This window comes from Bradyrhizobium sp. USDA 4502, from assembly GCF_054063355.1.
In genome coordinates, this window is sequence record NZ_JBSSGF010000001.1 from 1,634,132 (window position 1) to 1,658,458 (window position 24,327).

The following is a 24,327-nucleotide window of genomic DNA, read 5'->3' on the forward strand; positions in this document are numbered from 1 at the left end:
CGCAGCCAGCGCGCCGTAAGGCTGATGACCCCATGTTCAGACCCATCAGGTGCTCGCCCCCGGCACCAATGATTCTGGCCCTGGAGATTTCAAGACATGACCGACCGTCCCGACCTCTCGACCCTTCCGTCCTACAAGGCGCCGAAGCGCTCGCTGTTCTCTGCCCGCAAACTCGCGCTGATGGCGTCGGTCGTGGCCGGCCTCGGTGCCGCCACCTATGGCTTCAGCCCCTCGCACAACCCCGCCGACCTGTTCACGACGCCCGCGCATGCGCAGGTCAACAACGAGGTCAAGAAGGTTCAGCAGCCGGTCGGATTTGCCGACATCGTCGAGCGCGTGAAACCGTCGGTGATCTCGGTCAAGGTCAACATTCGCGAGAAGGTCGCGAAGGATGACAGCAACAACAATGACGATTCGCCGTTCCAGCCGGGTTCGCCGATGGAGCGCTTCTTCCGCCGCTTCGGCGGTCCGGATGGCTTGCCCCCGGGTCTGCGCGGTGGACCGCGTGGCGGTGGCGTGGTGACGGGCCAGGGCTCCGGCTTCTTCATCTCGGCTGACGGCTTTGCCGTGACCAACAATCACGTCGTTGACGGCGCCGACAAGGTCGAAGTCACCACCGACGACGGCAAGACCTATTCCGCCAAGGTGATCGGCACCGATCCGCGCACCGACCTCGCGCTGATCAAGGTCGAGGGCGGCTCCAACTTCCAGTTTGCCAAGCTTTCCGAAACCAAGCCGCGCATCGGCGACTGGGTGCTGGCGGTCGGCAATCCGTTCGGCCTCGGCGGCACCGTGACCGCGGGCATCGTCTCGGCCTCCGGCCGCGACATCGGCAACGGCCCGTATGACGATTTCATCCAGATCGATGCGCCCGTGAACAAGGGCAATTCGGGTGGCCCGGCGTTCGACGTGTCCGGTGAGGTGATGGGCGTCAACACGGCGATCTACTCGCCGTCCGGCGGCAGCGTCGGCATCGCGTTCTCGATCCCGGCCCAGACCGTCAAGAGCGTCGTCGCCCAGTTGAAGGACAAGGGCGCGGTCAGCCGTGGCTGGATCGGCGTCCAGATCCAGCCGGTGACCTCCGACATCGCCGACAGCCTCGGCATGAAGAAGGCCGAAGGCGCGCTGGTTGCCGAACCGCAGGCCAACGGCCCCGCGGCCAAGGCCGGCATCGAATCCGGTGACGTCATCACCGCCGTCAATGGCGAGCCGGTGAAGGATGCGCGCGAGCTCGCCCGCACCATCGGTGGCCTCGCGCCCGGTAACGCCGTGAAGCTGAACGTGCTGCACAAGGGTCAGGACAAGACCGTCAACCTCACGCTCGGCCAGCTGCCGAACAACCTGGAAGCCAAGGCTGACACCGACAAGAGCGACAAGGGCAATTCGTCCCGCGGCACCGACGTGCCGAAGCTCGGCCTCACCGTCGCGCCCGCCAACAGCGTGGCCGGCGCCGGCAAGGATGGCGTGGTCGTGACCGAAGTCGATCCCAAGAGTGCTGCCGCTGAGCGGGGCTTCAAGGAAGGCGACGTGATCCTCGAGGTCGCCGGCAAGTCCGTCGGCACCGCCGGTGAAGTGCGGGATGCGATCACCGCGGCGCGCAATGACAGCAAGAACAGCGTTCTCATGCGCGTGAAGAGCGGCGGTTCGTCGCGCTTTGTGGCAGTGCCGCTGGCGAAGGGATAACTATCTATGAGTTGGAAGGCGTCGCCGGCATCAGTCGCCCCCGCCGACGGCGCTTTCCGGGGGGCGGGCCCCTTGCTCGCTCCCTACGTTGCCTTTCGATGGAATATGCCCCCCTCTGTCGGAAGGTCTCAGGGCGGTGAGGTCCCCCAGCTTCACCGCCCACTTTTTTCAAGCAATCGAGAATATGCGCGGTCGTCTTGCATGTGCAGGCCGGCCGCGTCATGCTGACAGAGGGCCAATTCCCGTGACCGCAATCGCTCCGCAAATGCGCATCCTGATCATCGAAGACGACCGTGAGTCAGCCGACTATCTGGTCAAGGCATTCCGCGAAGTCGGCTATATCGCCGATCTCGCCTCCGATGGCGAGGAAGGGCTGTCGATGGCCGAGTCCGGCGACTACGACGTGCTGGTTGTGGATCGCATGCTGCCGAAGCGTGACGGCCTGTCGCTGATCGGCAGCCTGCGCGACAAGGGCAACCGGACGCCGGTACTCATCCTCTCGGCGCTCGGCCAGGTCGATGACCGCATCAAGGGCCTGCGCGCCGGCGGCGACGACTACCTGCCGAAACCCTATTCCTTCGCCGAGCTGCTCGCGCGCGTCGAGGTGCTGTCGCGGCGCAATGTCGGCCCGGCCGAGGAGACGACCTACCGGGTCGGCGACCTCGAGCTCGATCGGCTGTCCCATCGCGTCGCCCGCGGCAAGGACGAGCTTACCTTGCAGCCGCGCGAGTTCCGCCTGCTCGAATATCTCATGAAGCATGCCGGGCAGGTGGTGACGCGCACCATGCTGCTCGAGAATGTCTGGGATTATCATTTCGATCCGCAGACCAACGTCATCGACGTTCACATCTCGCGGCTGCGCTCCAAGATCGACAAGGGTTTTGAGCGGCCGCTGCTGCATACCATCCGCGGCGCGGGGTATATGATCCGTGACGGCATTCGGTAAACTGATCCGGACCACGGCGTTTCGGCTGACGCTGGTCTACCTGTTCCTGTTCGCGCTGTTCGCCGCCTCGCTGCTGGCTTACTTCGCATGGAACACGCGGCGGCTGATCACCGAGCAGATCACGACGACGGTCAATGTCGAGATCAGCGAGATCACCGATATTTACAACCGCCGCGGCCTGCGCGGCCTGCTGGGCACCATGGGCAATCGTGCGCTGCGGCCGGGCGCCAACCTCTATCTGGTGACGGCGCCGAACGGGCAGATGCTTGCCGGCAATGTCGGCGCGCTGGCGCCGGGCGTGATGAGCACGCAGGGCTGGACCGAGACCGCCTATCGCCGGCTCGATGACCAGGACAAGACCGATCACCGCGCGCTGGTGCGGGTCACCCAGATGGACAACGGCTTCCGCCTGCTGGTCGGGCGCGACCTCGAGGAACGGCGGCGGCTGTTCGGCATCGTCGCCAAGGCCGCGCAATGGTCGATCCTCGTCGTCGTCGTGCTCGGCATCGGCGGCGGTATCTTCGTCGCCCGCCGCGTGCTGCACCGGATCGACGCCATGACCGGAACCACCAAGCGCATCATGGCGGGCGATCTGTCCGGCCGGCTGCCGGTCGGCCGCAGCGGCGACGAGCTCGATCGCCTGGCGGAAAATCTCAATGCCATGCTCGAGCGCATCGAGGCGCTGATGACGGGGCTGAAGGAGGTCTCCGACAACATCGCCCATGACCTCAAGACGCCGCTGACGCGGCTGCGCAACCGCGCCGAGGAGGCGCTGGCGCGGTCGGGCTGCGAGGCCGACTATCGCGCGGCGCTGGAGCGGACCATCGAGGAATCCGACGGGCTGATCCGCACCTTCAACGCCTTGTTGATGATTGCGCGTGCCGAGTCCGGCCAGGCGCGCGGCAACATGGACGATTTCGACGGTGCCGATGTCGCCAACGGCATCCACGAACTGTACGAGCCGCTGGCCGAGGACGACGGCATGACGCTGCAGGTGAAGACCGTGCCGGCGCCGATTCACGGCAACCGCGAATTGATCAGCCAGGCGGTCGCCAACCTGGTCGAGAATGCCATCAAATACGGCAAGCCCGACGTCAGCGCACAGCCGCTCAATGCGGATGCGCGGGAGATCCTGATCGAGGCGCGGCGCGAGGGCGACCAGGTCCTGCTCAGCGTCACCGACCACGGTCCGGGCATTCCCGAGGCCGATCGCAAGCACGCGGTCGAGCGCTTCGTCCGGCTCGAGGCGAGCCGGACCTTACCCGGTTCCGGTCTCGGCCTCAGCTTGGCCTCGGCGGTCGCCACGCTTCATGGCGGCGAGCTCAGGCTCGGCGATGCCCATCCGGGGCTGGTCGCCACCCTGGTGCTGCCCGCGCGGGCGGGCGGCAGTGACAGGCTTGCGGCTCAAACGCAGGATGTGCCACAGAAGGCGGCATGAATGCCGCCGCGCCGGGAAACGCGGATCGACATGGTCTGGCCGCGCGGTTCGCGGACGGACCGCGTGTCGCCGCGCCCACATCCGCCGATCAGCGCCTGACCGACTGGTTCGCCGAGCTCGAGCCGGCGCAATTGGCCGCGCTCAATGCGCTGCTTGAACATCCGTTCGCACGCGACATCCTGCGCGGCATCGCCGAGTTCTCGCCCTACCTGTTCGAGCTCGCGCGTGCCGACGCCGCGCGGCTGATCCGGATCCTGTCATGCGACCCGGAGTCGCATCTGGCCAACCTGATCGAGACGACGTCGCGCGAGGTGCTCGCCGCCGGCAGCGAGGCCGACGTGATGGTTCTGCTTCGCCGCATGAAGGCGGAGGCCGCGCTGATGATCGCGCTGTGCGACATCGGCGGCGTCTGGCCGGTGATGCGGGTGACGGCGGCGCTGACCGACGTCGCGGTGAATTCGGTGCAATCGGCGCTGCGATATCTGTTCCGGCAGGAAGTGGCCCGCGGCCGGATGACCGCGGCCGATCCCGATCACCCCGAAGCAGGTTCGGGCCTGATCGTGCTCGCGATGGGCAAGATGGGGGCCGGCGAGCTGAACTATTCCAGCGACATCGACCTGATCGTGTTCTTCGATCGCGCGGCCACCTCGCTCGCCGAGGACATCGAGCCGCAGCCGTTCTTCGTGCGCGTCACCCAGGCGATGGCGCGGATGCTGCAGCAGCGCTCGGGCGACGGCTATGTGTTCCGGGTCGATCTCAGGCTGCGTCCGGACCCGGCCTCGACCCAGGTCGCGATCTCGACCGACGCGGCTTTGCATTATTACGAGCGCGAGGGACGCACCTGGGAGCGCGCCGCGATGATCAAGGCGCGGCCCTGTGCCGGCGATCCGAAGGCCGGCGAGGCCCTGATCGCCGAGCTCGCGCCGTTCGTCTGGCGCAAGCATCTGGATTTTGCCGCGCTTGCCGATGTCCACGACATGAAGCGGCAGATGCAGACCTATCGCGGCCAGAGCGAGATCTCGGTCGAGGGCCATAACGTCAAGGTCGGCCGCGGCGGCATCCGCGAGATCGAGTTCTTCGCCCAGACCCAGCAGCTGATCGCTGGCGGCCGCCATCCGGAGTTGCGGGTGCGGCCGACGCTGGAGGCGCTCAACGTGCTCGCCAACAGCAACTGGATCACCTTTGAAGCGCGCGACGAATTGACGACGGCCTATGAATTCCTGCGCCGGGTCGAGCACCGGCTGCAGATGATCGCCGACGAGCAGACCCATTCGCTGCCCGAAGCGCCTGAGGATGTCGAGCGCTTTGCGCATTTCTTCGGCTACGAAAATCGCGAGGCCTTCGCCAGAGACCTGCTCGGCCAGCTCAAGATCGTGCAGAACCACTATGGCAAGCTGTTCGAGGGCGACGATCCGACCGGCACCGCAAAGCTGCCGGATATCGACTACGGCGCCGGACCTGAGGACGCCCGCCTGATCGAACATCTCGCCAATCTCGGCTTCAAGAAGCCCATTGCGGTTGCCGGCACCGTGCAGCAATGGATCGAGGGCGACTATCGCGCGCTGCGCGTCGAGGCGACGCGCGCCGCGTTCCTGGAATTCATTCCCGGCCTGATCGACGGCCTCGCGCATGCCGAGGAGCCTGACGATGCGGTGGCGGCGTTCGACCGTTTCCTCGGCGCGCTGCAGCGGGGCGGGCGGCTGATCTCGCTGCTTAGCCAGAACCGCGATTTCGTTGCGCTGGTGGCGCTGATCCTCGGCGCGGCACCGCGGCTCGGCGACATGCTGGCGCGGCAGCCGCAGATCATGGACGGCCTGGTCGATCCGCGCTTCTTCGGCGCAATGCCGGACAAGAAGGAACTGTCGGAGCGGCTCGCCGCCACGCTGCAGGATGCCTCGTCCTACGAGGATTTTCTCGATCGTCTGAGATTGTTCGGCCAGGAGAGCCTGTTCCTGATCGGCACGCGGATCCTGTCCGGCACGGTATCGGCGCAGCACGCCAGCACCGCCTTTGCCGATGTGGCCGAGGGGATCGTCCACACCGTGCACGGCCTCGTCACCGACCAGTTCGCTGCGCAATATGGCCGGATCAAGGGGCAGGAGACCGCGATCATCGCGATGGGCCGGCTCGGCAGCCGCGAGATGACGGCGTCCTCCGACCTCGATTTGATCCTGCTGTACGATTTCGACAGCGAGGCGCCGGACTCCGACGGCGAGCGCTCGCTGCATGGCGCGCAGTATTTTGCCCGCTTCACCCAGCGCCTGATCAGCGCCTTCACGACCCGGACCAATTACGGCGTGCTCTATGAGGTCGACATGCGGCTGCGCCCGTCGGGGCGCGCCGGCCCGGTCGCCTCGCGGATCGATTCGTTCTCCGACTACCAGGAGCGCGAGGCGTGGACCTGGGAGCACATGGCGCTGACGCGCGCCCGCGTGATCTCGTCGTCGCCGGAATTCCGTGAGAAGATCGAGGCGATCATCCGCAGCGTGCTGACCCGGCCGCGCGATGCGGCGTCGACCGCGGCCGACGTTGCCGACATGCGGCGCGCGATCGCGCTGGAGAAGGGCGAGGACGACGTCTGGGATCTCAAGCTCGCCGCCGGCGGGCTCGTCGACATCGATTTCATCGCGCAATATCTCCAGCTCGCGCATGCCGCGGTGAAGCCGGAAATCCTCAGCGTCTCGACGCTGCAGGTGCTCGACAATGCCGCCAAGCTCGGCCTGCTCGGCCAGTCCGAGGCGGAGATCCTGCGCTCGGCGGCGCGGCTCTATCATGACCTGACGCAGATCCTGCGGCTCTGCGTCACCGGCAAGTTCAATCCGGAGAGCGCGGGCGAAGACCTGCTGCGCGTGATGGCGCGGGCCGGGGACACGCCGGACTTCTCCGCACTGGAAGCCCGCCTGCGCGAGACCCAGAGCGAGGTGCGCCGCGTCTTCAACGCGATCGTAGGGTAGGGGAAGCTACGATCTCAATCCCGTCATCCTGAGGAGCGCGTAGCGCGTCTCGAAGGATGCACGGCCACAGTCGGGCCGTCGACCCTTCGAGGCTCGCTCCGCTCGCACCTCAGGGTGACGGTGAGAAACAGTGTGGGGTTTGCAGTTCGCTACGCCTGCTGCTTCAGCTTCTGCAAGGCATCGCGGACGTCGGGATCGAGGCCGGTGCCGCCGGCGTCGAGATGGGCGAAGATCTGCTTGCGCATCCGCGGATCCCAGAACTTCCAGATGTGCTCGGAAATGCCCTGCACGGCACGCTCGCGCCCCTGGCTCTGGAAGAATTTTCCGATCTGGTTCGCCATATAGACCAGTTTGTCAGGCGACGACGACATAAGCGGGCTCCTTGCCGGCCATCGCGCCTGTGACGCGTTCCGGATGCGTAAAGATTTCAAATCCATCGGCGCGAGCGATCGCGGCGAGCGTGATGCCGGCGGCATCCGCCATCCGCACCGCAAGCGCGGTCGGCGCCGACACCGCAGCGATCAGCGGCGCGCCGATCGCGGCGGTCTTCTGCACAATTTCGACCGAAACGCGGCTGGTGAGCAGCACCATGCCTTCGCTGGCCATGACCTTGTCGCGGGCCAGCGCGCCGGCGAGCTTGTCGAGCGCATTGTGGCGGCCGACATCCTCGCGCAGCGCCACGATGCCGCGCGCGCCCGTCCAGAACGCCGCGGCGTGCACGGCGCGGGTCTGGTGGTTGATCTCCTGCAGCGGCGCCACCGCCGCCACCGCCGCCATGATCTCGCGCGGCGAGAAGGCGCGGCCCGCGCGCACCACCGCGGCCGGCCGGACCGCCTCGCTGATGGAATCAAGTCCGCACAGGCCGCAGCCGGTCGGTCCGGCGATGTTGCGCCGTCGCTCGGCGATCCGCTCGGCCCTGTCAGGCCTGAGCCACATCCGAAGCTCGATGCCGTCATCGAGCTCGACGATGTCGAGGGTCTCGATCTCGTCGGCCGCTTGCACGATGCCTTCGCTCAGGCTGAAGCCCACGGCGAAATCGCCGAGGTCCTCGGGCGAGCCCATCATCACGGCGTAGGTGCCGCCATTATAGGTCAGCGCGAGCGGCGTCTCCTCCGGGATCAGGCGCGCGCCGTCGCTGAAGACGCCGTCACGCCAGACTTTCCGCCTTGATTGGTGGACGGGCTCGCGCATCGTTACTCCGCGGCTTCCACCACCGGCGCGATGCGGCGGGAGTGGCGTGCCTGCTCGTCATAGGCCTTCTGCCAGTCGGACGGACCGTTCGACGGCGAGATCTGCACTGCGGTGACCTTGTACTCCGGACAGTTGGTGGCCCAGTCGGAGAAGTCGGTCGTGATGACGTTGGCCTGGGTGTCAGGGTGGTGGAACGTGGTGTAGACCACGCCCGGCGCCACGCGGTCGGTGAGCTCGGCGCGCAGCGTGGTCTCGCCGGCCCGGCTCGCCAGCCGCACCCAGTCGCCGTCGCGCACGCCGCGCTGCTCGGCGTCATGCGGATGGATCTCCAGCCGGTCCTCGGCGTGCCACACCACGTTCTCGGTGCGGCGGGTCTGCGCGCCGACATTGTACTGGCTGAGGATGCGGCCGGTGGTGAGCAGCAGCGGGTAGCGCGGGCCGGTGCGTTCGTCGGTCGCGATATATTCGGTGAGGATGAACTTGCCCTTACCGCGCACGAAGCCGCCGATATGCATCACCGGGGTGCCTTCCGGCGCCTTTTCGTTGCAGGGCCACTGCACCGAGCCGAGCTCGTCGAGCCTGGCATAGGAGACGCCCGCGAAGGTCGGCGTCAGCGCGGCGATCTCGTCCATGATCTCGGATGGATGGGTGTAGTTCATCTCAAAGCCCATCGCCTTGCCGAGCATGATCGTCACTTCCCAGTCGGCGTAGCCGTTGAGCGGCGTCATCACCTTGCGGACGCGCTGGATGCGGCGTTCGGCATTGGTGAAGGTGCCGTCCTTCTCGAGGAAGGTCGAGCCGGGCAGGAAGACATGGGCGTAGTTCGCGGTCTCGTTCAGGAAGAGATCGTGGACGATGACGCATTCCATCGCCGACAGCGCCGCCACCACATGCTTGGTGTTAGGGTCGGACTGCAGGATGTCCTCGCCCTGCACGTAGAGCCCCATGAAGCTGCCCTCGATGGCGGCGTCGAACATGTTCGGGATGCGCAGGCCCGGCTCGTTGTTGAGCTTGACGTTCCACATCGCCTCGAACTGCTCGCGCACCGCGTCGCCGGCGATGTGGCGGTAGCCCGGCAGCTCGTGCGGGAACGAGCCCATGTCGCAGGAGCCCTGCACGTTGTTCTGGCCGCGCAGCGGATTCACGCCGACGCCGGGCCGGCCGATATTGCCGGTCGCCATCGCGAGGTTGGCGATCGCGATCACCGTGGTCGAGCCCTGGCTGTGCTCGGTGACGCCGAGCCCGTAATAGATCGCGCCGTTGCCGCCGGTGGCATAGATTCGTGCCGCCTCGCGCAGCGCCTTCGGATCGACGCCGGTCATGATCGCGGTGGCTTCCGGGCTGTGCTTGGAATCGGCGACGAAAGCCGCCCAATCCTGGAACTCGCTCCAGTCGCAGCGCTCGCGCACGAAGGTCTCATCGACGAGCCCTTCGGTGACGATGACATGGGCGAGCGCGGTGAGCACGGCGACGTTGGTGCCGGGCATCAGGGGCAGATGCAGCGCCTTCACATGCGGCGATTCCACCATCTCGGTGCGGCGCGGATCGATCACGATCAGCCTGGCGCCCTGGCGCAGCCGCTTCTTCAGCCGCGAGGCGAACACCGGATGGGCGGAAGCCGGATTGGCGCCGATGATCAGCACGACGTCGGTGTCCTCCACCGAATCGAAATCCTGCGTGCCGGCCGAAGTCCCAAAGGTTTGCGACAGGCCGTAGCCGGTCGGCGAATGGCAGACGCGGGCGCAGGTGTCGACATTGTTGTTGCCGAAGCCGGCGCGGATCAGCTTCTGCACCAGATAGGTTTCTTCATTGGTGCAGCGTGACGAGGTGATGCCGCCGACCGCGTCGCGGCCGTATTTCTGCTGGATGCCCTTGAATTTCGCGGCGGCGAAATTCAAGGCTTCGTCCCACGACACTTCCTGCCAGGGATCCTCGATCCGCTCGCGGATCATCGGCTTCAGGATGCGCTCCTTGTGGGTGGTGTAGCCCCAGGCGAAGCGGCCCTTGACGCAGGAATGGCCGCGATTGGCCTTGCCGTCCTTCCACGGCACCATGCGCACCACTTCCTCGCCGCGCATCTCGGCCTTGAAGGCGCAGCCGACGCCGCAATAGGCACAGGTGGTGATGACCGAGTGTTCGGGCTGGCCGATCTCGATCACGGATTTCTCGGTCAGCGTCGCGGTCGGGCAGGCCTGCACGCAGGCGCCGCAGGACACGCATTCCGAGCCGAGGAAGCTTTCGTTCATGCCGGGCGAGACGCGGCTGTCGAAGCCGCGGCCGGAGATCGTCAGCGCGAAGGTGCCTTGCACTTCCTCGCAGGCGCGGACGCAGCGCGAGCAGACGATGCACTTCGAGGGATCGTAGGTGAAGTACGGATTGGACTCGTCCTTCGGCATCCAGTTGTCGTTTTCGCAGCCGTGCGATTTGGCGAAGACGTGATTCTCGCCTTCATAACCGTAGCGCACGTCGCGCAGGCCGACGGCGCCCGCCATGTCCTGCAATTCGCAGTCGCCGTTCGCCGCGCAGGTCAGGCAGTCCAGCGGGTGGTCGGAGATGTAGAGCTCCATCACGCCCTTGCGCAGCTTCTTCAGCCGCTCGCTCTGGGTGTGCACGACGAGGCCGGGCATGACCGGCGTCGTGCAGGAGGCCGGCGTGCCGGCGCGGCCCTCGATCTCGACGAGGCAGAGCCGGCAGGAGCCGAAGGCGTCGACCATGTCGGTCGCGCAGAGCTTTGGAATCTGGGTGCCGGCTTCCATCGCCGCGCGCATGATCGAGGTGCCCTCGGGCACCGTGATCTGATTGCCGTCGATGGTCAGCGTGACCATCGTCTCGGATTTGGACTTGGGCGTGCCGAAATCGGTTTCCTGGATCAGCGACATCGTGATTTCCTTGCTATTCCGCGGCCTGCAACCGGGCCGGTGCGGGACCTAGATCTCCGCCGAAATCTTCCCGGAAGTGTTTCAGTGCGCTCATCACGGGGTAGGGCGTGAAGCCGCCGAGTGCGCACAGCGAGCCGAATTTCATGGTGTTGCAGAGGTCTTCGACAACAGCGAGGTTTTCCGCGACGCGCTCGCCATTGATGATCTTGTTGATGGTCTCGACGCCGCGGGTCGAGCCGATACGGCACGGCGTGCACTTGCCGCAGGATTCGACGGCGCAGAATTCCATCGCAAAGCGGGCCTGCTTCGCCATGTCGACGCTGTCGTCGAACACCACGATCCCGCCATGGCCGATCAGGCCGTCGCGCGCAGCGAACGCTTCATAGTCGAACGGCGTGTCGAACAGCGCGCGCGGGAAGTAGGCCCCGAGCGGGCCGCCGACTTGAACCGCGCGCACCTCGCGCCCGGTGAAGGTGCCGCCGCCGATCTCGTCGACGAGTTCGCCGAGCGTGACGCCGAAGGCGGTCTCGAACAGCCCGCCATATTTGATGTTGCCGGCGAGCTGGATCGGCATCGTGCCGCGCGAGCGGCCCATGCCGAAATCGGCGTAGGCCTTGGCGCCGTTGTCGAGGATGAAGGGAATCGCCGCGAACGACAGCACGTTGTTGATCACGCTCGGGCGGCCGAACAGCCCCTTGTGCGCCGGCAGCGGCGGCTTGGCCCGTACGATGCCGCGGCGGCCCTCGAGGCTTTCCAGCAGCGAGGTTTCTTCGCCGCAGACATAAGCGCCGGCGCCGACCCGCACCTCGAGATCGAACTCATGGGCGGAGCCGCCGATGCGCTTGCCGAGCAAGCCGGCGCGGCGGGCGACCACGACCGCCGCATTCATCGCTTCGACCGCGTGCGGATATTCCGAGCGGATGTAGATGTAGCCCTTGGTGGCGCCTACCGTGATACCTGCGATCGTCATGCCCTCGATCACGACGAAGGGGTCGCCTTCCATGATCATGCGGTCGGCGAAGGTGCCGCTGTCGCCTTCGTCGGCGTTGCAGACGATGTATTTGCGGTCGGCGCTGGCCTGCGCCACGGTCTTCCACTTGATGCCGGTGGGGAAGCCGGCGCCGCCGCGGCCGCGCAGACCGGACGTGGTGACGTCGGCGAGGATCTGGTCGGAGGTCAGCGTCAGCGCCCGCTCCAGGCTCTTGTAGCCGCCATGGGCGCGGTAGTCGTCGACCGAGCGCGGATCGATCACGCCGCAGCGGGCGAAGGTCAGCCGGGTCTGGCGCTTCAGCCAGGGAATCTCATCCGTGACACCAAGCCGCAGCGCATGCTGGCCGCTGCCGGCCATCGCGTCGAGCAAGGATGGAACGTCCGCCGGCGTCACCGGGCCGAACGCGACGCGGCCCTGTGCGGTCGCCAGTTCGACCAGCGGCTCCAGCCAGTACAGCCCGCGCGAGCCGGTCCTGACGATCTCGATCGGCATGCCGCGCGCTGCTGCGGCCTGCTCGAAGGCGAGGGCGACGTCGTCGGCGCCGACGGCGACCGCGCCGGCGTCGCGGGGAATGAAGATCCGCATTGTCATCGCTGTGCCTCCGCGACCAGCGCGTCGATCCGCGCTTCATCGAGCCGGCCGACCACGCGGCCATCCAGTATCGCCGAGGGCGCGGTGGCGCATAGCCCGAGGCAGTAGATCGGCTCCAGCGTCACGCGGTCATCCGCCGTGGTATTGCCGAGAGCAATGCCGAGCCTGGCTTCCGCGCGCGCCGCGAGCGCATCGCCGCCGGCGGCCTGGCAGGCCTCGGCGCGGCACAGCTTGAGGACGTGGCGGCCGGCAGGTTGCTTCCGGAAATCATGGTAGAAGGTGAACACGCCGTGCACCTCGGCGCGCGACAGGTTGAGCGCCTCCGCCACCATCGGGATCGCAGGCTCCGGCACGTAGCCGAAGGCCTCCTGCAGCGCGTGCAGGATCACCAGCGTGGCGCCTTCAAGCCCGGCATGCTCGGCGATGATTTCAGCGCCGCGCGCCTTGTCCCAAGGTTCGTATCCCACCGTCATCAGCGCTTCTCACGATCAGTTTTTTGCTTCGCACATGAGAGTTGGAATCCTTCGAAACATCAATAAAGCTGTCTCATGCGGCGATTGCGAAACGCGATTAATAGCGTCGCCGAATGGATCGATGCGGTTTCGTAATAATGTTCTGGAATCACGCACTTCCGCGGCGCTTTGGATTTCGGGATCGCACCCCGATCGTGCTACCTATGGACGTATCGGGCTGCCGCTTGGGGCGCCGCTTTCCGAAGGGATCTGAACCTTGATCGACAAGCTGGAACTTCTGCTGGCGCTGGCCAAGGAGCGGCATTTCGGCCGGGCCGCGGAGGCCTGCGGCGTCACCCAGCCGACGATGTCGACCAGCCTCAAGCAGCTCGAGGAAATCCTCGGCGTCATGCTGGTGCAGCGCGGATCCCGCTTCCAGGGCTTCACGCCGGAAGGGGAGCGGACGCTGGACTGGGCGCGGCGCATCGTCGGCGATGCGCGCGCGATGAAGCAGGAGATCAACAGCCTCAAGGACAAGCTGTCGGGCGAGATCCGGATCGCGGCGATCCCGACCGCGCTCGGCATGGTGGCCTCGCTGACCACGCCGTTCCGGGCGCGCCATCCCGATGTGCGGTTCCGCATCCAGTCGTGCACGTCGGCCGACGTGCTCGGCCTGCTCGAGAATCTCGAGGTCGATGCCGGGCTGACCTATATCGAGAACGAGCCGATCGGCAAGGTCCGCACCATCCCGCTCTATAACGAGAGCTATCGCTTGCTGACGGCGCCGGATGCGATGTTCGGCGACCGCAAGCAGGTGACGTGGAAGGAAGTCGGCACCGTGCCGCTCTGCCTGCTCACGCCCGACATGCAGAACCGCCGCATCATCGATCGCGCGCTGACCTCGGTCGGCGCGGAGGCGACGCCGACGCTGACGTCGAACTCACTGCTCGTGCTCTACACCCACGTGAAGACCGGCCGCTGGGCCAGCGTGATGCCGGCCAAGCTTGCCGAGACGCTCGGCCTTGCGGATGCCGTGCGCAGCATTCCGATCGTCGATCCGGTCGTGGACTACAGCATCGGCCTCGTGATCCCGCAGCGCGATCCGATGACGCCGCTGATCGCAGCCTTGGTGCAGGTCGCACGCGAGGTCGCGCCGACGCTCGAGAGCGCGTAGCTCCCGGCATTCTCTCGCAGCCTTTTCGCCACGGTTTCGGCACGGCAGCAACCGACCACGCGTTGTGTGGTTGTGTTGAAGCAAGTCCTGGTGTTCAGCCGGCGGACAATCTTCGCTTGCTCGCAGCAAAGATGGAACTCAGCGCCGGTTCGGCGGTTGCATTGCGGCGTCCCGGTCAGCGAGCAGGAGCTGCTTTGAATCGTCGCCAGTTACTCCACGGATCGGCCGTATTGCCGACACTCATGTTCTTGCCACAGCGCCAGGCCGCCGCCGCAGGGAGCGCGACGGACGCACCCTTCAACCCAGGCATGGTCAGGGAGCTTGCGCGCAATCTCGCCGGCAAGTCGTTCGAGGCGCCGGACGAGAAGTTGCCGAACGGTCTGACGGACCTGAACTACGACCAGTACCGCTCGATCCGCTTCACGCCCGAGCGCGCGCTGTGGCGCGGCGCGAAGCTGCCGTTCGAAGCGCAGTTCTTCCACCGCGGCTTCTTCTACAAGAACAAGGTCAAGATCTTCGAGGTCGCTGACGGCAAGGTCAGCGAAGTCAAGTACAGCAAGGACATGTTCTCGTTCGGCGAGACCGTGCCTGACTTCACCGAGACCGACCTCGGCTTTGCCGGATTTCGCATCCACGCGCCGATCAACAAGCCGAACTACTATGACGAGGTCTGCGTCTTCCTCGGCGCGAGCTATTTCCGCGCGGTCGCCAAGGACGAGACCTACGGCCTGTCGGCGCGCGGCCTGTCGATCGATACCGGCGAAGCCAAGGGCGAGGAGTTTCCGTTCTTCAAGGCGTTCTGGCTCGAGCGTCCCGTGCCCAACGCGACCTCGCTGGTCATTCACGCCTTGCTCGACAGCAAGAGCTGCGCGGCAAGCTACCGCTTCACGATCAGGCCTGGAGCGACCACGGTGTTCGATGTCGAGGCATCGCTCTATCCGCGTGCCGATCTCGAGCACGTGGGCCTTGCGCCGATGACGAGCATGTTCTTCTTCGGGCCCAACGATCGCAACGAGAGGTCGACGACTTCAGGCCGTCGGTGCACGATTCGGACGGGCTTGCGATCTACAACGGCACGGGCGAGAGCCTGTGGCGCCCGCTGAGCAATCCGCGCGACCTCCAGATCAGCACGTTCCAGGACGTCAATCCGCATGGCTTCGGTCTGATGCAGCGCGAGAAGAATTTCTTCGCCTATCAGGACATCGAATCGCGCTTCGAGAAGCGTCCGAGCCTGTGGGTCGAGCCGATCGGCGACTGGGGCGAGGGCGCGGTCATCCTGTTCGAGATCCCGACCAAGGAAGAGATCCACGACAACATCGCCGCGTTCTGGCGGCCGAAGGCGCCGCTCAAGGCCAAGAGCGAGACCAATTTCACCTATCGCCTGCATTGGGGGCCGGATGCGCCGAAGCCGCATTCGCTCGCGCGCTTCACGCGCAGCGGCATCGGCGCCCATGGCGAGAACAGCAAGCTGTTCGTGCTCGACCTGTTCGGGGACAATCTGAAGGGGATCGATCCCAATAGCGTCAAGGGCGTCGTGACGGCCGAGAAGTCCGAGATCACGAATGTCGTCACGCAGCCAAATCCGAATACCGGCGGATGGCGGCTCAGCTTCCAATGCGCCGTCAAGAAGGACCCGATCGAGCTGCGTGCGCATCTGGCGCAGGATGACAAGCCGCTCTCCGAGATCTGGGTCTATCGATGGGCGCCATAGTCACGTCGCCTCATCCTGACGTCGCTGCGGCGGCCGACGGCTTCCTGCCACAAGAGAGCCCGCTTGCGATGTCGGCGGCCGATCTCGGCCGGCCGCCGCATGCGGTGAGCAAGCCGGTGTCGGTCGGTGCGGGCATGTTGATGCGCCGCGCGTTCGTCCTGATGCTGACGGCGGCGCTGACCGGTGCCGGCGCCTACGAGATGTACATGGTGGTCCAGGTCGGCGGCGTGACGATCATGGAAGGCATGGTGCTGGTGCTGTTCGTCGCGCTGCTCGCCTGGATCGCGTTTTCGTTCGCTTCGGCGCTCGCCGGCTTCTTCGCTCTGCTTCGGCGCAACGGCAACGCCTTGCCGATCCGCGACGACGGTCCGTTGCCGCAGCTCGCGAGCCGGACCGCGGTCCTGCTCCCGACCTACAACGAGAATCCGCATCAATTGATGGCGCGCCTGCGCGCCATCTACGAGTCCGTCGAGGCAACCGGGCAGGGCGACAGCTTCGACTGGTTTGTGCTCAGCGACACCCGCGATCCCGATATCTGGATCGCCGAGGAGAGGGCGTTCCTCGAACTCTGCGAGGCCTGCGGCGCGCAACGGCTGTTCTACCGGCATCGCGCCGACAACACGGCGCGGAAGTCCGGCAACGTCGGCGAGTGGATCACGCGGTTCGGCGGCGCCTATCGGTTCATGATCGTGCTCGACGCCGACAGCCTGATGTCGGGCGACACCATGGTGCGGATGGCGCACGCGATGGAGACCAACCCGCAGGCGGCGCTGCTGCAGACGCTGCCGGTCATCGTCAATGCGCGCAGCCTGTTCAGCCGCCTGCAACAGTTTGCCGGCCGGCTCTACGGGCCGATGGTCGCCGCCGGTGTCGCGTGGTGGCACGGCTCCGAGGGCAATTACTGGGGGCACAATGCCATCATCAGGATCGAGGCATTTGCGGAGCAGGCGGGGCTGCCCGAGCTCTCCGGACGCAAGCCGTTCGGCGGACATATCCTGAGCCACGACTTCGTCGAGGCGGCGCTGATGCGGCGCGCCGGCTGGGGTATCTACATGGCCCCGATGCTTGGCGGCAGCTTTGAGGAGGTCCCGCCGTCGCTATTGGATTTTGCCGCGCGCGACCGCCGCTGGTGCCAGGGCAATCTGCAGCATCTCGCCGTGCTGAGGACGCGCCGGCTGCACTGGATCTCGCGGCTGCATTTCATGACCGGGATCGGCTCCTACATCACCGCGCCACTCTGGCTGTCGTTCCTGCTGCTCGGAATCCTGATCTCGTTGCAGGCGCGCTTCATTCGGCCCGAATATTTTCCGAAGGGCTTTTCGCTGTTCCCGAACTGGCCGGCGCAGGACCCGGTGCTCGCCGCCTGGGTGTTTGGCCTCACCATGGCGCTGCTGATCGTGCCGAAGCTGCTCGGCTTCATCCTGTTGCTGACGCGCTCGGACGTGCGCCGGCAATTCGGCGGCGGCTTCCGGGCTCTTACGGGCGTAATCGCCGAGGTGCTGATCTCGGCGATGATCGCGCCGGTCATGATGGTGTTCCAGTCGATCGCCGTCGTCGAGATCCTGCTCGGCCGGGATGCCGGCTGGCAGACGCAGCGGCGCGACGACGGCGCGGTCGAGCGGCGTGAGCTCTATCGCAAGTACGGCGTTCCGACCGCCTGCGGTGTCGCGATGGCGATGAGCGCCTGGGCGGTGTCGCTGCCGCTGCTGCTGTGGATGTCGCCGGTGATCGTCGGCCTGCTGTTTGCGATCCCGATCGGCGCCTGGACCGCAAGGCCCGCGATGCGCGCGCTGTTCGTAACGCCGGAGGAAGCTAAGCCGCCGCGCGTGCTGGTCCGAGCCAACGAGCTCGCATCGTCGCCGGCACACGCATCGGCCCCCGCGCTCGCGACGTTGCGGCAGGATTCCGGGCTGCTGCATCGCCATCTCTCGTCGCTGCCGCCGGCGCGGCGCGGCGGTCCGGGCGAGATCGATCTTCACCTCGCGGTGGCGCGTGCGCGGATCGAGGCAAGCGACAGCTTCGACCAGGCGGTCCGCCATCTCACGCATCGCGAGACGCTGGCCGTGCTCGGCGATTCCGCTCTGCTGGAAGGGGTGCTTGCGAAGTAGTGTGGGGGGCTCAGGCCGCTTCCGGCAGCTTCGTCTGCAGGGACCGCGGATCGCGCGGCAGCGTGACGCGGACGACGGTGCCGACGCCGAGCTTGGAGCGCAGCCGCATCGAGCCGCCGTGCAGATTGGTAAGCGAGCGCGCGATCGCAAGTCCGAGACCGGAGCCCTGGTAGCTCTTGGTGAGCTGGCTCTCGACCTGCTCGAACGGCTTGCCGAGCCGGCGCAGCGATTCCGGCGCGATGCCGATGCCGCTGTCGGCGATCAACAGCACGATCGAGTCATCCAGCATCTGGCCGCGCACCAGCACGCGGCCGTGGTCGGGCGTGAACTTCACCGCATTGGAGAGCAGGTTGACGATGATCTGCTTGACCGCGCGGCGGTCGGCGACGACCGAGATCGTGCTTTCGATATTCGACTCCAGCGACAATCCCTTGTGCTCGGCGCGGCCGGAAACCACGCGCAGCGACTCCGCGAGGATGCCGGAGAGATCGAGCGGCTCCATGTCGAACTTCATGCGGCCGGCCTCGATCTTCGACATGTCGAGGATGTCGTTGATGACCTCGAGCAGGTATTTCCCCGACGTCAGGATGTCGTGGCAGTACTCCGCGTATTTGTCCGAGCCGAGCGTGCCGAACAGGCCGCTGCCCATGATCTCGGAGAAGCCGATGATGGCGTTGAGCGGGGTGCGCAGCTCATGGCTCATATTGGCGAGGAATTTCGACTTCGCGGCGTTGGCGTCCTCGGCGCGGGTCTTTTCCTGCGAATATTTTTCGGCGAGGTCGGCAAGCTCGACGGCCTGCCGCTCCAGCTCGGATTGCGAGCGCTGCAGGTCGATCACGGTGGCGCGCAGGCGCAGGTCGTTGTCGACCAGCTTCTGCTCGTGCGCCTTGATGCGGGTGATGTCGGTGCCGACGGAGACGTAGCCGCCGTCCTTGGTGCGGCGCTCGCTGATGTGCAGCCAGCTGCCGTCGTCGAGCTGGGCCTCGAAGGTGCGGGCGCCGGGCGCCGGGACGCCGCTCTCGTGCAGGCGGGTGCGCACTTCCGGCATGCTGCCGACCTCGATCACGGTCTCGTAGGAGGTGCCGGGGCTGACGGCGGAATCGGGCAGCTTGTGCAGCCGCTGGAAGTGCGAGTTGCAGAGCACGAGACGATCGTCGGCGTCCCAGAGCACGAAGGCTTCCGGAATGGTCTCGATCGCGTCGCGCAGCCTGAGGTCGGCTTCCACCGACTTCTCGGCGAGGCTCTTCTGCTCGGTGATGTCGACCGCGATGCCGATCAGGTGCAGGCCGCCGTCGGCGGCGGCGTGGCTGAGCTCGCAGCGCACCCGCAGCCAGATCCAGTGGCCGCCGACATGGCGCATGCGGAAGCTCTGGTCGATGTGATCGATCTTGCCCGAGATCAGCTGGTCGGCGATGTCGAACAGGTTGATGTCGTCGGAATTCACCAGCGCGTTGACCTCGCCGAAGGTGAGGAGGTCGTTGCGGGTGTCGAGGCCGAGCAGGGTGAACATCGACTGCGACCAGAAGATCCGGCCGCGCGACAGGTCCCAGTCCCACAATCCGCAGCGGCCGCGGTTGAGCGCGGTGTCGATCCGGCCGCGCACGGCGTCGTTGATCAGGTCGCCCTCGCGGGCGCGGGTCGATTGCCAGTGGAATGCGAAGCCGAGGATCAGCACGACGAAGCTCGTGGTCGCCGACAGCGTCACCGAGAGCGCCGCGTCCGATCCCCAGATTGGCTCGTTCATTTCCTGGATGACGACGACCTGGCCGGGCAGCGACTTGACGAGTTGCGAGATCGCCAGTGCGCCGGTGCCGCCGGGCAGCGTCATGTCGCTGACCGTGCCCTGCTGGCCGGGCGCGACGAGCAGTTGCGCGGTGGAGACGATGTCGAGGATGCGGTCGTTCTCGCCGGCGCCATCGACCGGCACGCGCGCCAGCACGCGGTGATCGGCGCTGGTGATGATGACGTGGCGGCCATAGGCGATGCCCCAGGACGGGATCAGGTCCGGCAGCAGTTCCTGCATCCGCTCGATGTTGGCGAGCCGGTCGCGCCGCACCGAGGTCAGGCGATCGAGACGTTCGGCGAGGATGTCGGACAGTGCAGCAAGGTCGCGCTTCATCGCGCCGCGCTTCTGCCGGTTCTGGTCGATCACCTGGACGAAGGCGCCGAGGCAGATCGTGATGAGGAAGGCGATGATGGAGGGTAGGGACAGCGCGGCGCAGGGCAGGCTCGGCCGTCAGGAGCCTGTGATAGGCCGGTTTCGCGATCGACTGCGCCAATCCCTTGATCGAATCGGATTGGACGCACGCGTTCGCTGCATGCGCGCGCGCCATGCCTGAGACCCCCGCTCTAAGCTGATTTTTTACCCGGTTCGGATGCTCCCCACGATGCATCCGAATCATGATCATTTGAATCCAGATTTCCGGGACTGTCGAGAGTCAACGATTCGTTAATGCGAAAAAATTCTTGTCCCGGAGAGAATCATGCGGCGCAAAGTGAGTCCGAAACAGGAACAGCTCCGTAGAATTACCCGCGCGTCGGCTCTGCGTGACTGATCACACGCTTCACGGTGGGGAACGCACGACGCAGCTTGCGTTCGATCTCGTCGACGCTTTCGTGCACCTTGATCACACTCATCGAAGGCCGAGCTCGGCAATGGAAGTTGACGACCTCGCCGGCGTCGGTGTTGCGGACCCGCACATTGTGGATGTCATGGATCGCGCCGCCATCGGCAAAGCCGGTCAGCGCCGCCTTGATGGCTTCGACGCGGTCCGGCGCGGCGTCGGTTCCCCACGGCAGTTCCGGCTCGAGCGGCTCGATATGGGTGTCGACCTCGACGTCCTCGCCGAAATCCTCGCGGATCGCGCGCTCGAGCTGGTGGGCGATGTCGTGCGCCGCGTCGAGCGCCATGTTGCCGTCGACCTCGAGGTCGATGCCGACGATCAGCTTGCCGCCGATGTCGTGCACCGTGACGTGGTGGATGGCGAGGCCGGAATTGCGCGCGATCACCATGATGCGCTCGCGCACGCTCTCATTATCGCGCGCCACCGGCACCGCGGTGAAGGTGAGGTCGGCGTCGCCGAACGCCTTGGTCACCGCCGCCTGCGCCCTGCGCTTGATGTCCTCGACGCGGTCGATCGGGTAGGTGCGCGGCACCTTGGCGATGGCATCGATGAAATGCGTCGCGCCGACCATGCGGACGCGCAACCGGTCGACATCGACCACCCCCGGCACGGCCTTGATGGCGGCGGTGGCCTTTTCCAGTGCGCCTTCCGGCGCGCGGTCGAGCAGGGTCTCGACCGTCTCCCGCGCCATGCGCAGGCCGAGCAGGGCGATCATCACCGCGACTGCGATCGCCGCTGCGGCATCGCCCCACCAGAAGCCGAAGCCGGCGAGCACCAGGCCGACGATGACGGCGGTCGAGCCCATCACGTCGGAGGCGAAATGCAGCGCATCGGCGGCCAGCGCCTGGCTCTTGGTGTCGCGCGCGGCGCGGTGCAGCGCGCGGGCCCGCCACAGATTGACGCCGATATCGATGACCAGAACGACAAAGGGAATGGCCGAGATCGACGGCGGCGGCGCGCCCTCGCGCAGATGGCTGTAGGCCTGCACCAGGATGCCGCCGGCCAGCACATAGAGCAGGGCGATGATGCCGAGCGCCGAGACGCTCTCGAACTTGCCGTGTCCGTAATGATGCTCGGCGTCGGCCGGCTGGTCCGACACCCGCACCACCGCCCAGGTGATGATGGTGGCGACCAGGTCGATCGAGGAGTGCAGTGCCTCGGAGATCAGCGCCAGCGATCCGATCGCGATGCCGACCACGAACTTCGCCACCGCCATGCTGCCGCTGGCGAGGATCGAGATCGCGGCGACCGATGTCTTGGTGGAGGGGGCGCTGGTGTTTGAAGGGCTCATGGGCGGCGGTTTAGCAGGGAGTTGGTGAACATCAAGTGTCGTTGATGAAACGCAATCGCCACTCAGTTGCAATTGCAGGATTTTGCCAAAATCACGCTGTCGTCCTGGCGAAGGCCAGGACCCATGACCAAGGGTTGTGTTGTTGAAGTGAGCTGTAGCGACTGAATCGCGTCATGACTCGCATTCGGGGTAATGGGTCCTGGCTTTCGCCAGGACGACGCTGGACGTGTTGCGCGACGTGTCAACTAAACATCCGCGTTCTCGCGGCGCGTTTCGCTAGAGCGCAGCGAAACCCATCATCTCGGCGTGCGGATGCAATCGATGGGTTTCGCTGCGCTCTACCCATCCTACGAGCTAATGATCCAAAGCGGCCCTTGCCATTTAAGGACCGATTGGTCTATATATCGGCAATGAGCCGCCAAACCACCATGCAGGCGCCCCGTGGCCGCCCGCGAAGTTTCGACGTGGACGCCGCCATCGAACGCGCGATGAATGTGTTCTGGTCGCGCGGCTATCACGCCACGGCACTCCCGGACCTGCTGCGTGCGACAAAACTCTCGCGCGGCAGCCTTTATGCCGCTTTCGGCGACAAGCACTCGCTGTTCCTGCGCGCACTCGATCGCTACATTGCCGATGCCCTGACCCGGATGGATGACGAACTCGATCCCCGCAGAGATCCGGTCGATGGCCTGCGGGCCTACCTTGCCGGTTACGTTGAACGCGCGTGCGGTGCCAATGGCCGGCGCGGCTGCCTGTTGGTGGCGACGGCGATGGAGCTGGCTGGCCAGGATGCCGAGGTTGGCCGCCGCTTCGCGAGCTTCTTCAAAACCATGGAGACCAGGGTGGCGGACGCATTTTCCCGTGCGGAGACCGCGGGCAGATTGGCCGATGGCGTCGAGCCTTCGAGTGCCGCCCGAATTCTGATCTGTTTCCTTTGGGGGCTGCGCGTGGTCGCCAAAACGGCGCCGGCGCGCACCATGTCGCAAGCCACCGCCGACGCGCTGCTCGATCGCTTCATCAAATAAGCAACTGTTGGAATGACCCTTGATGTCCTCTGGACGTCTGCGCGATCGGTACGCCAATATATGGACCGATCGGTCTTGAAAGGAAGGATGCGATGTCTGCCATCCAGATCATTTGCGCGGTGGCCGTTCCCTTGCTCTGGGGTTATCAGTTCGTGGTCATCAAGGTCGGCGTCACCGAGTTTCCGCCGCTGTTCTTCCTCGGACTGCGCTTCCTGGCCATCGCGCTGCTGCTTGTTCCGTTCGTCAGAAGGCCGACACGCCAACAGCTCGGCCCTGTCGCGGCTATTTCGGTTTTCCTCGGCGGACTGAACTTCGGGCTGTTCTATGTCGGCCTTGGGCTCGGCTCGGGGAGCATGTCGGCCGTCGCCTATCAACTCGCCCCGCCCTTCACCGTGCTGCTCGCCTGGCCGCTGCTCGCGGAGCGGCCGTCGCTCATCACATCCGCCGGCGTGGTGCTGGCGTTCGTCGGCGTGGTGGTGCTGGCGGCGGGGCCGGGGCTGTCGGCAAACGCGCTGCCACTGCTGCTCGTGGTTGCCGCGGCGTTCGCATTCGCGGCGTCCACCGTCCTGACGAAACGCTACGGCCCTTTCGATCCCCTGATGCTGATGGGGTGGTCGTCGCTGCTCACCGTGCCGCAGGTGATGTTGATGTCGTTGCTGCTCGAATATGGACAGCTGGCGAGCCTTGGCACGGCGGATCAACGTGGCTGGCTGGCGCTCGCCTACACCGTCTTCATCGGCGGCATTGTCGGGTTCGGCCTGTGGTTCTGGCTGATCGCCCGCTGCTCCATGGCCCGCGTCGCCCCGTTCGGGCTGCTGCTTCCGGTGTTCGCGCTGATCTCGAGCGTGCTGTTCCTTGGCGACAGCGTGACGCCGAAGCTGATTGTCGGCGGACTGCTTGCAATCTCCGGCGTCGCCATCACACAAGTCAGGCCGGGTGCGTAGGCGAGCCAGACGTAGCGCTCGCAGGGACGGAATTCGGCCGTGGCCGATGGCTCCCGCTTCCACAACAGGGAACCGCCTTCGGGCGGCCTTCCGCTTGCGTAAAATGCGAACTGTTCGCCATCGCCAGGACGCGAGCGTGTGCGGCAAAACAGCGCTCTCTCAGCGTGGCCGGTGCGCTGCGCCTCGCCTCAGAGCCGGCCATCGCGGCATGCAGGGCTACTCGGAGCGTGATTTCGCGCGCCAGACATCTTTTTTTTTGACCGCTCAGCCCGCAGCGTTGGTGTGCAGCTTGTGCCAGAGCGCGCAGCCATGCGGGACGGATGCT

The 24,327-nt window shown here is 65.9% G+C and carries 14 protein-coding genes and 2 pseudogenes; 9 read left to right on the top strand and 7 right to left on the bottom strand.

Annotation, left to right across the window (positions count from 1 at the left end):
- Positions 1–96 precede the first annotated feature (96 nt).
- From ACVW1B_RS07255 to ACVW1B_RS07270, 4 genes are all read left to right on the top strand, one after another.
- Positions 97–1,683 carry a Do family serine endopeptidase gene (locus ACVW1B_RS07255; protein WP_057020253.1) on the top strand — a complete coding sequence of 529 codons (1,587 nt, stop codon included), beginning with the start codon at positions 97–99 and terminating at the stop codon, positions 1,681–1,683.
- Between the two features lie 265 nt (positions 1,684–1,948).
- Positions 1,949–2,629: a response regulator transcription factor gene (locus tag ACVW1B_RS07260; RefSeq protein ID WP_028331552.1), complete on the top strand. Its 681-nt coding sequence runs from the start codon at positions 1,949–1,951 to the stop codon at positions 2,627–2,629.
- Complete coding sequence (locus ACVW1B_RS07265; protein WP_438079628.1) at positions 2,613–4,067, top strand: ATP-binding protein; 1,455 nt, start codon at positions 2,613–2,615, stop codon at positions 4,065–4,067. Before ACVW1B_RS07260 ends, ACVW1B_RS07265 begins: the two co-directional genes overlap by 17 nt.
- Positions 4,064–7,021 carry a bifunctional [glutamine synthetase] adenylyltransferase/[glutamine synthetase]-adenylyl-L-tyrosine phosphorylase gene (locus ACVW1B_RS07270; RefSeq protein WP_456821431.1) on the top strand — a complete coding sequence of 986 codons (2,958 nt, stop codon included), beginning with the start codon at positions 4,064–4,066 and terminating at the stop codon, positions 7,019–7,021. The genes ACVW1B_RS07265 and ACVW1B_RS07270 overlap by 4 nt, the downstream gene beginning before the upstream one ends.
- Before the next feature lie 149 nt (positions 7,022–7,170).
- Here the strand turns inward: ACVW1B_RS07270 and ACVW1B_RS07275 are convergent, their stop codons facing one another.
- Genes ACVW1B_RS07275 through ACVW1B_RS07295 form a run of 5 tightly spaced genes read right to left on the bottom strand, consistent with a single transcriptional unit; the run spans position 7,171 to position 13,146 of the window.
- Complete coding sequence (locus tag ACVW1B_RS07275) at positions 7,171–7,392, bottom strand: formate dehydrogenase subunit delta (protein WP_076833312.1); 222 nt, start codon at positions 7,390–7,392, stop codon at positions 7,171–7,173.
- A complete protein-coding gene (gene fdhD, locus ACVW1B_RS07280) occupies positions 7,376–8,212 on the bottom strand; it encodes a formate dehydrogenase accessory sulfurtransferase FdhD (RefSeq protein WP_456821432.1) in 837 nt (278 codons plus the stop codon). The genes ACVW1B_RS07275 and fdhD overlap by 17 nt, the downstream gene beginning before the upstream one ends.
- Positions 8,213–8,214: 2 nt before the next feature.
- A complete protein-coding gene (fdhF, locus tag ACVW1B_RS07285) occupies positions 8,215–11,091 on the bottom strand; it encodes a formate dehydrogenase subunit alpha (RefSeq protein WP_456781075.1) in 2,877 nt (958 codons plus the stop codon).
- Between the two features lie 13 nt (positions 11,092–11,104).
- A complete protein-coding gene (locus tag ACVW1B_RS07290; protein ID WP_456821433.1) occupies positions 11,105–12,673 on the bottom strand; it encodes a formate dehydrogenase beta subunit in 1,569 nt (522 codons plus the stop codon).
- Complete coding sequence (locus tag ACVW1B_RS07295; protein ID WP_456821434.1) at positions 12,670–13,146, bottom strand: formate dehydrogenase subunit gamma; 477 nt, start codon at positions 13,144–13,146, stop codon at positions 12,670–12,672. The genes ACVW1B_RS07290 and ACVW1B_RS07295 overlap by 4 nt, the downstream gene beginning before the upstream one ends.
- 256 nt (positions 13,147–13,402) lie before the next feature.
- Between ACVW1B_RS07295 and ACVW1B_RS07300 the strand changes: the two genes are divergently transcribed.
- From ACVW1B_RS07300 to mdoH, 3 genes and pseudogenes are all read left to right on the top strand, one after another.
- Entirely contained in the window at positions 13,403–14,299 is an 897-nt protein-coding gene (locus ACVW1B_RS07300) for a LysR family transcriptional regulator (protein WP_018270739.1), read from the top strand.
- 242 nt (positions 14,300–14,541) lie between these two features.
- A pseudogene (locus ACVW1B_RS07305) lies at positions 14,542–16,010 on the top strand (glucan biosynthesis protein G).
- On the top strand, positions 15,998–18,118 hold the full coding sequence (gene mdoH / locus ACVW1B_RS07310; protein ID WP_456821435.1) for a glucans biosynthesis glucosyltransferase MdoH: 2,121 nt from the start codon (positions 15,998–16,000) through the stop codon (positions 18,116–18,118). The pseudogene ACVW1B_RS07305 and the gene mdoH overlap by 13 nt, the downstream one beginning before the upstream one ends.
- Positions 18,119–18,128: 10 nt before the next feature.
- Here mdoH and ACVW1B_RS07315 read toward each other — a convergent pair.
- Positions 18,129–20,451: pseudogene (locus tag ACVW1B_RS07315) on the bottom strand (ATP-binding protein).
- A 193-nt stretch (positions 20,452–20,644) separates the two neighbouring features.
- The gene (locus ACVW1B_RS07320; protein WP_456821436.1) at positions 20,645–22,033 is read right to left on the bottom strand and encodes a cation diffusion facilitator family transporter; all 1,389 of its coding nucleotides are present in this window, start codon (positions 22,031–22,033) and stop codon (positions 20,645–20,647) included.
- A 428-nt stretch (positions 22,034–22,461) separates the two neighbouring features.
- On the opposite strand from ACVW1B_RS07320, the gene ACVW1B_RS07325 reads away from it, so the two are divergent.
- Both ACVW1B_RS07325 and ACVW1B_RS07330 read left to right on the top strand, forming a co-directional pair.
- Entirely contained in the window at positions 22,462–23,058 is a 597-nt protein-coding gene (locus ACVW1B_RS07325) for a TetR/AcrR family transcriptional regulator (protein WP_456781938.1), read from the top strand.
- A gap of 92 nt (positions 23,059–23,150) precedes the next feature.
- The gene (locus tag ACVW1B_RS07330; RefSeq protein WP_253609468.1) at positions 23,151–24,002 is read left to right on the top strand and encodes a DMT family transporter; all 852 of its coding nucleotides are present in this window, start codon (positions 23,151–23,153) and stop codon (positions 24,000–24,002) included.
- The last annotated feature ends 325 nt before the right edge of the window (positions 24,003–24,327 follow it).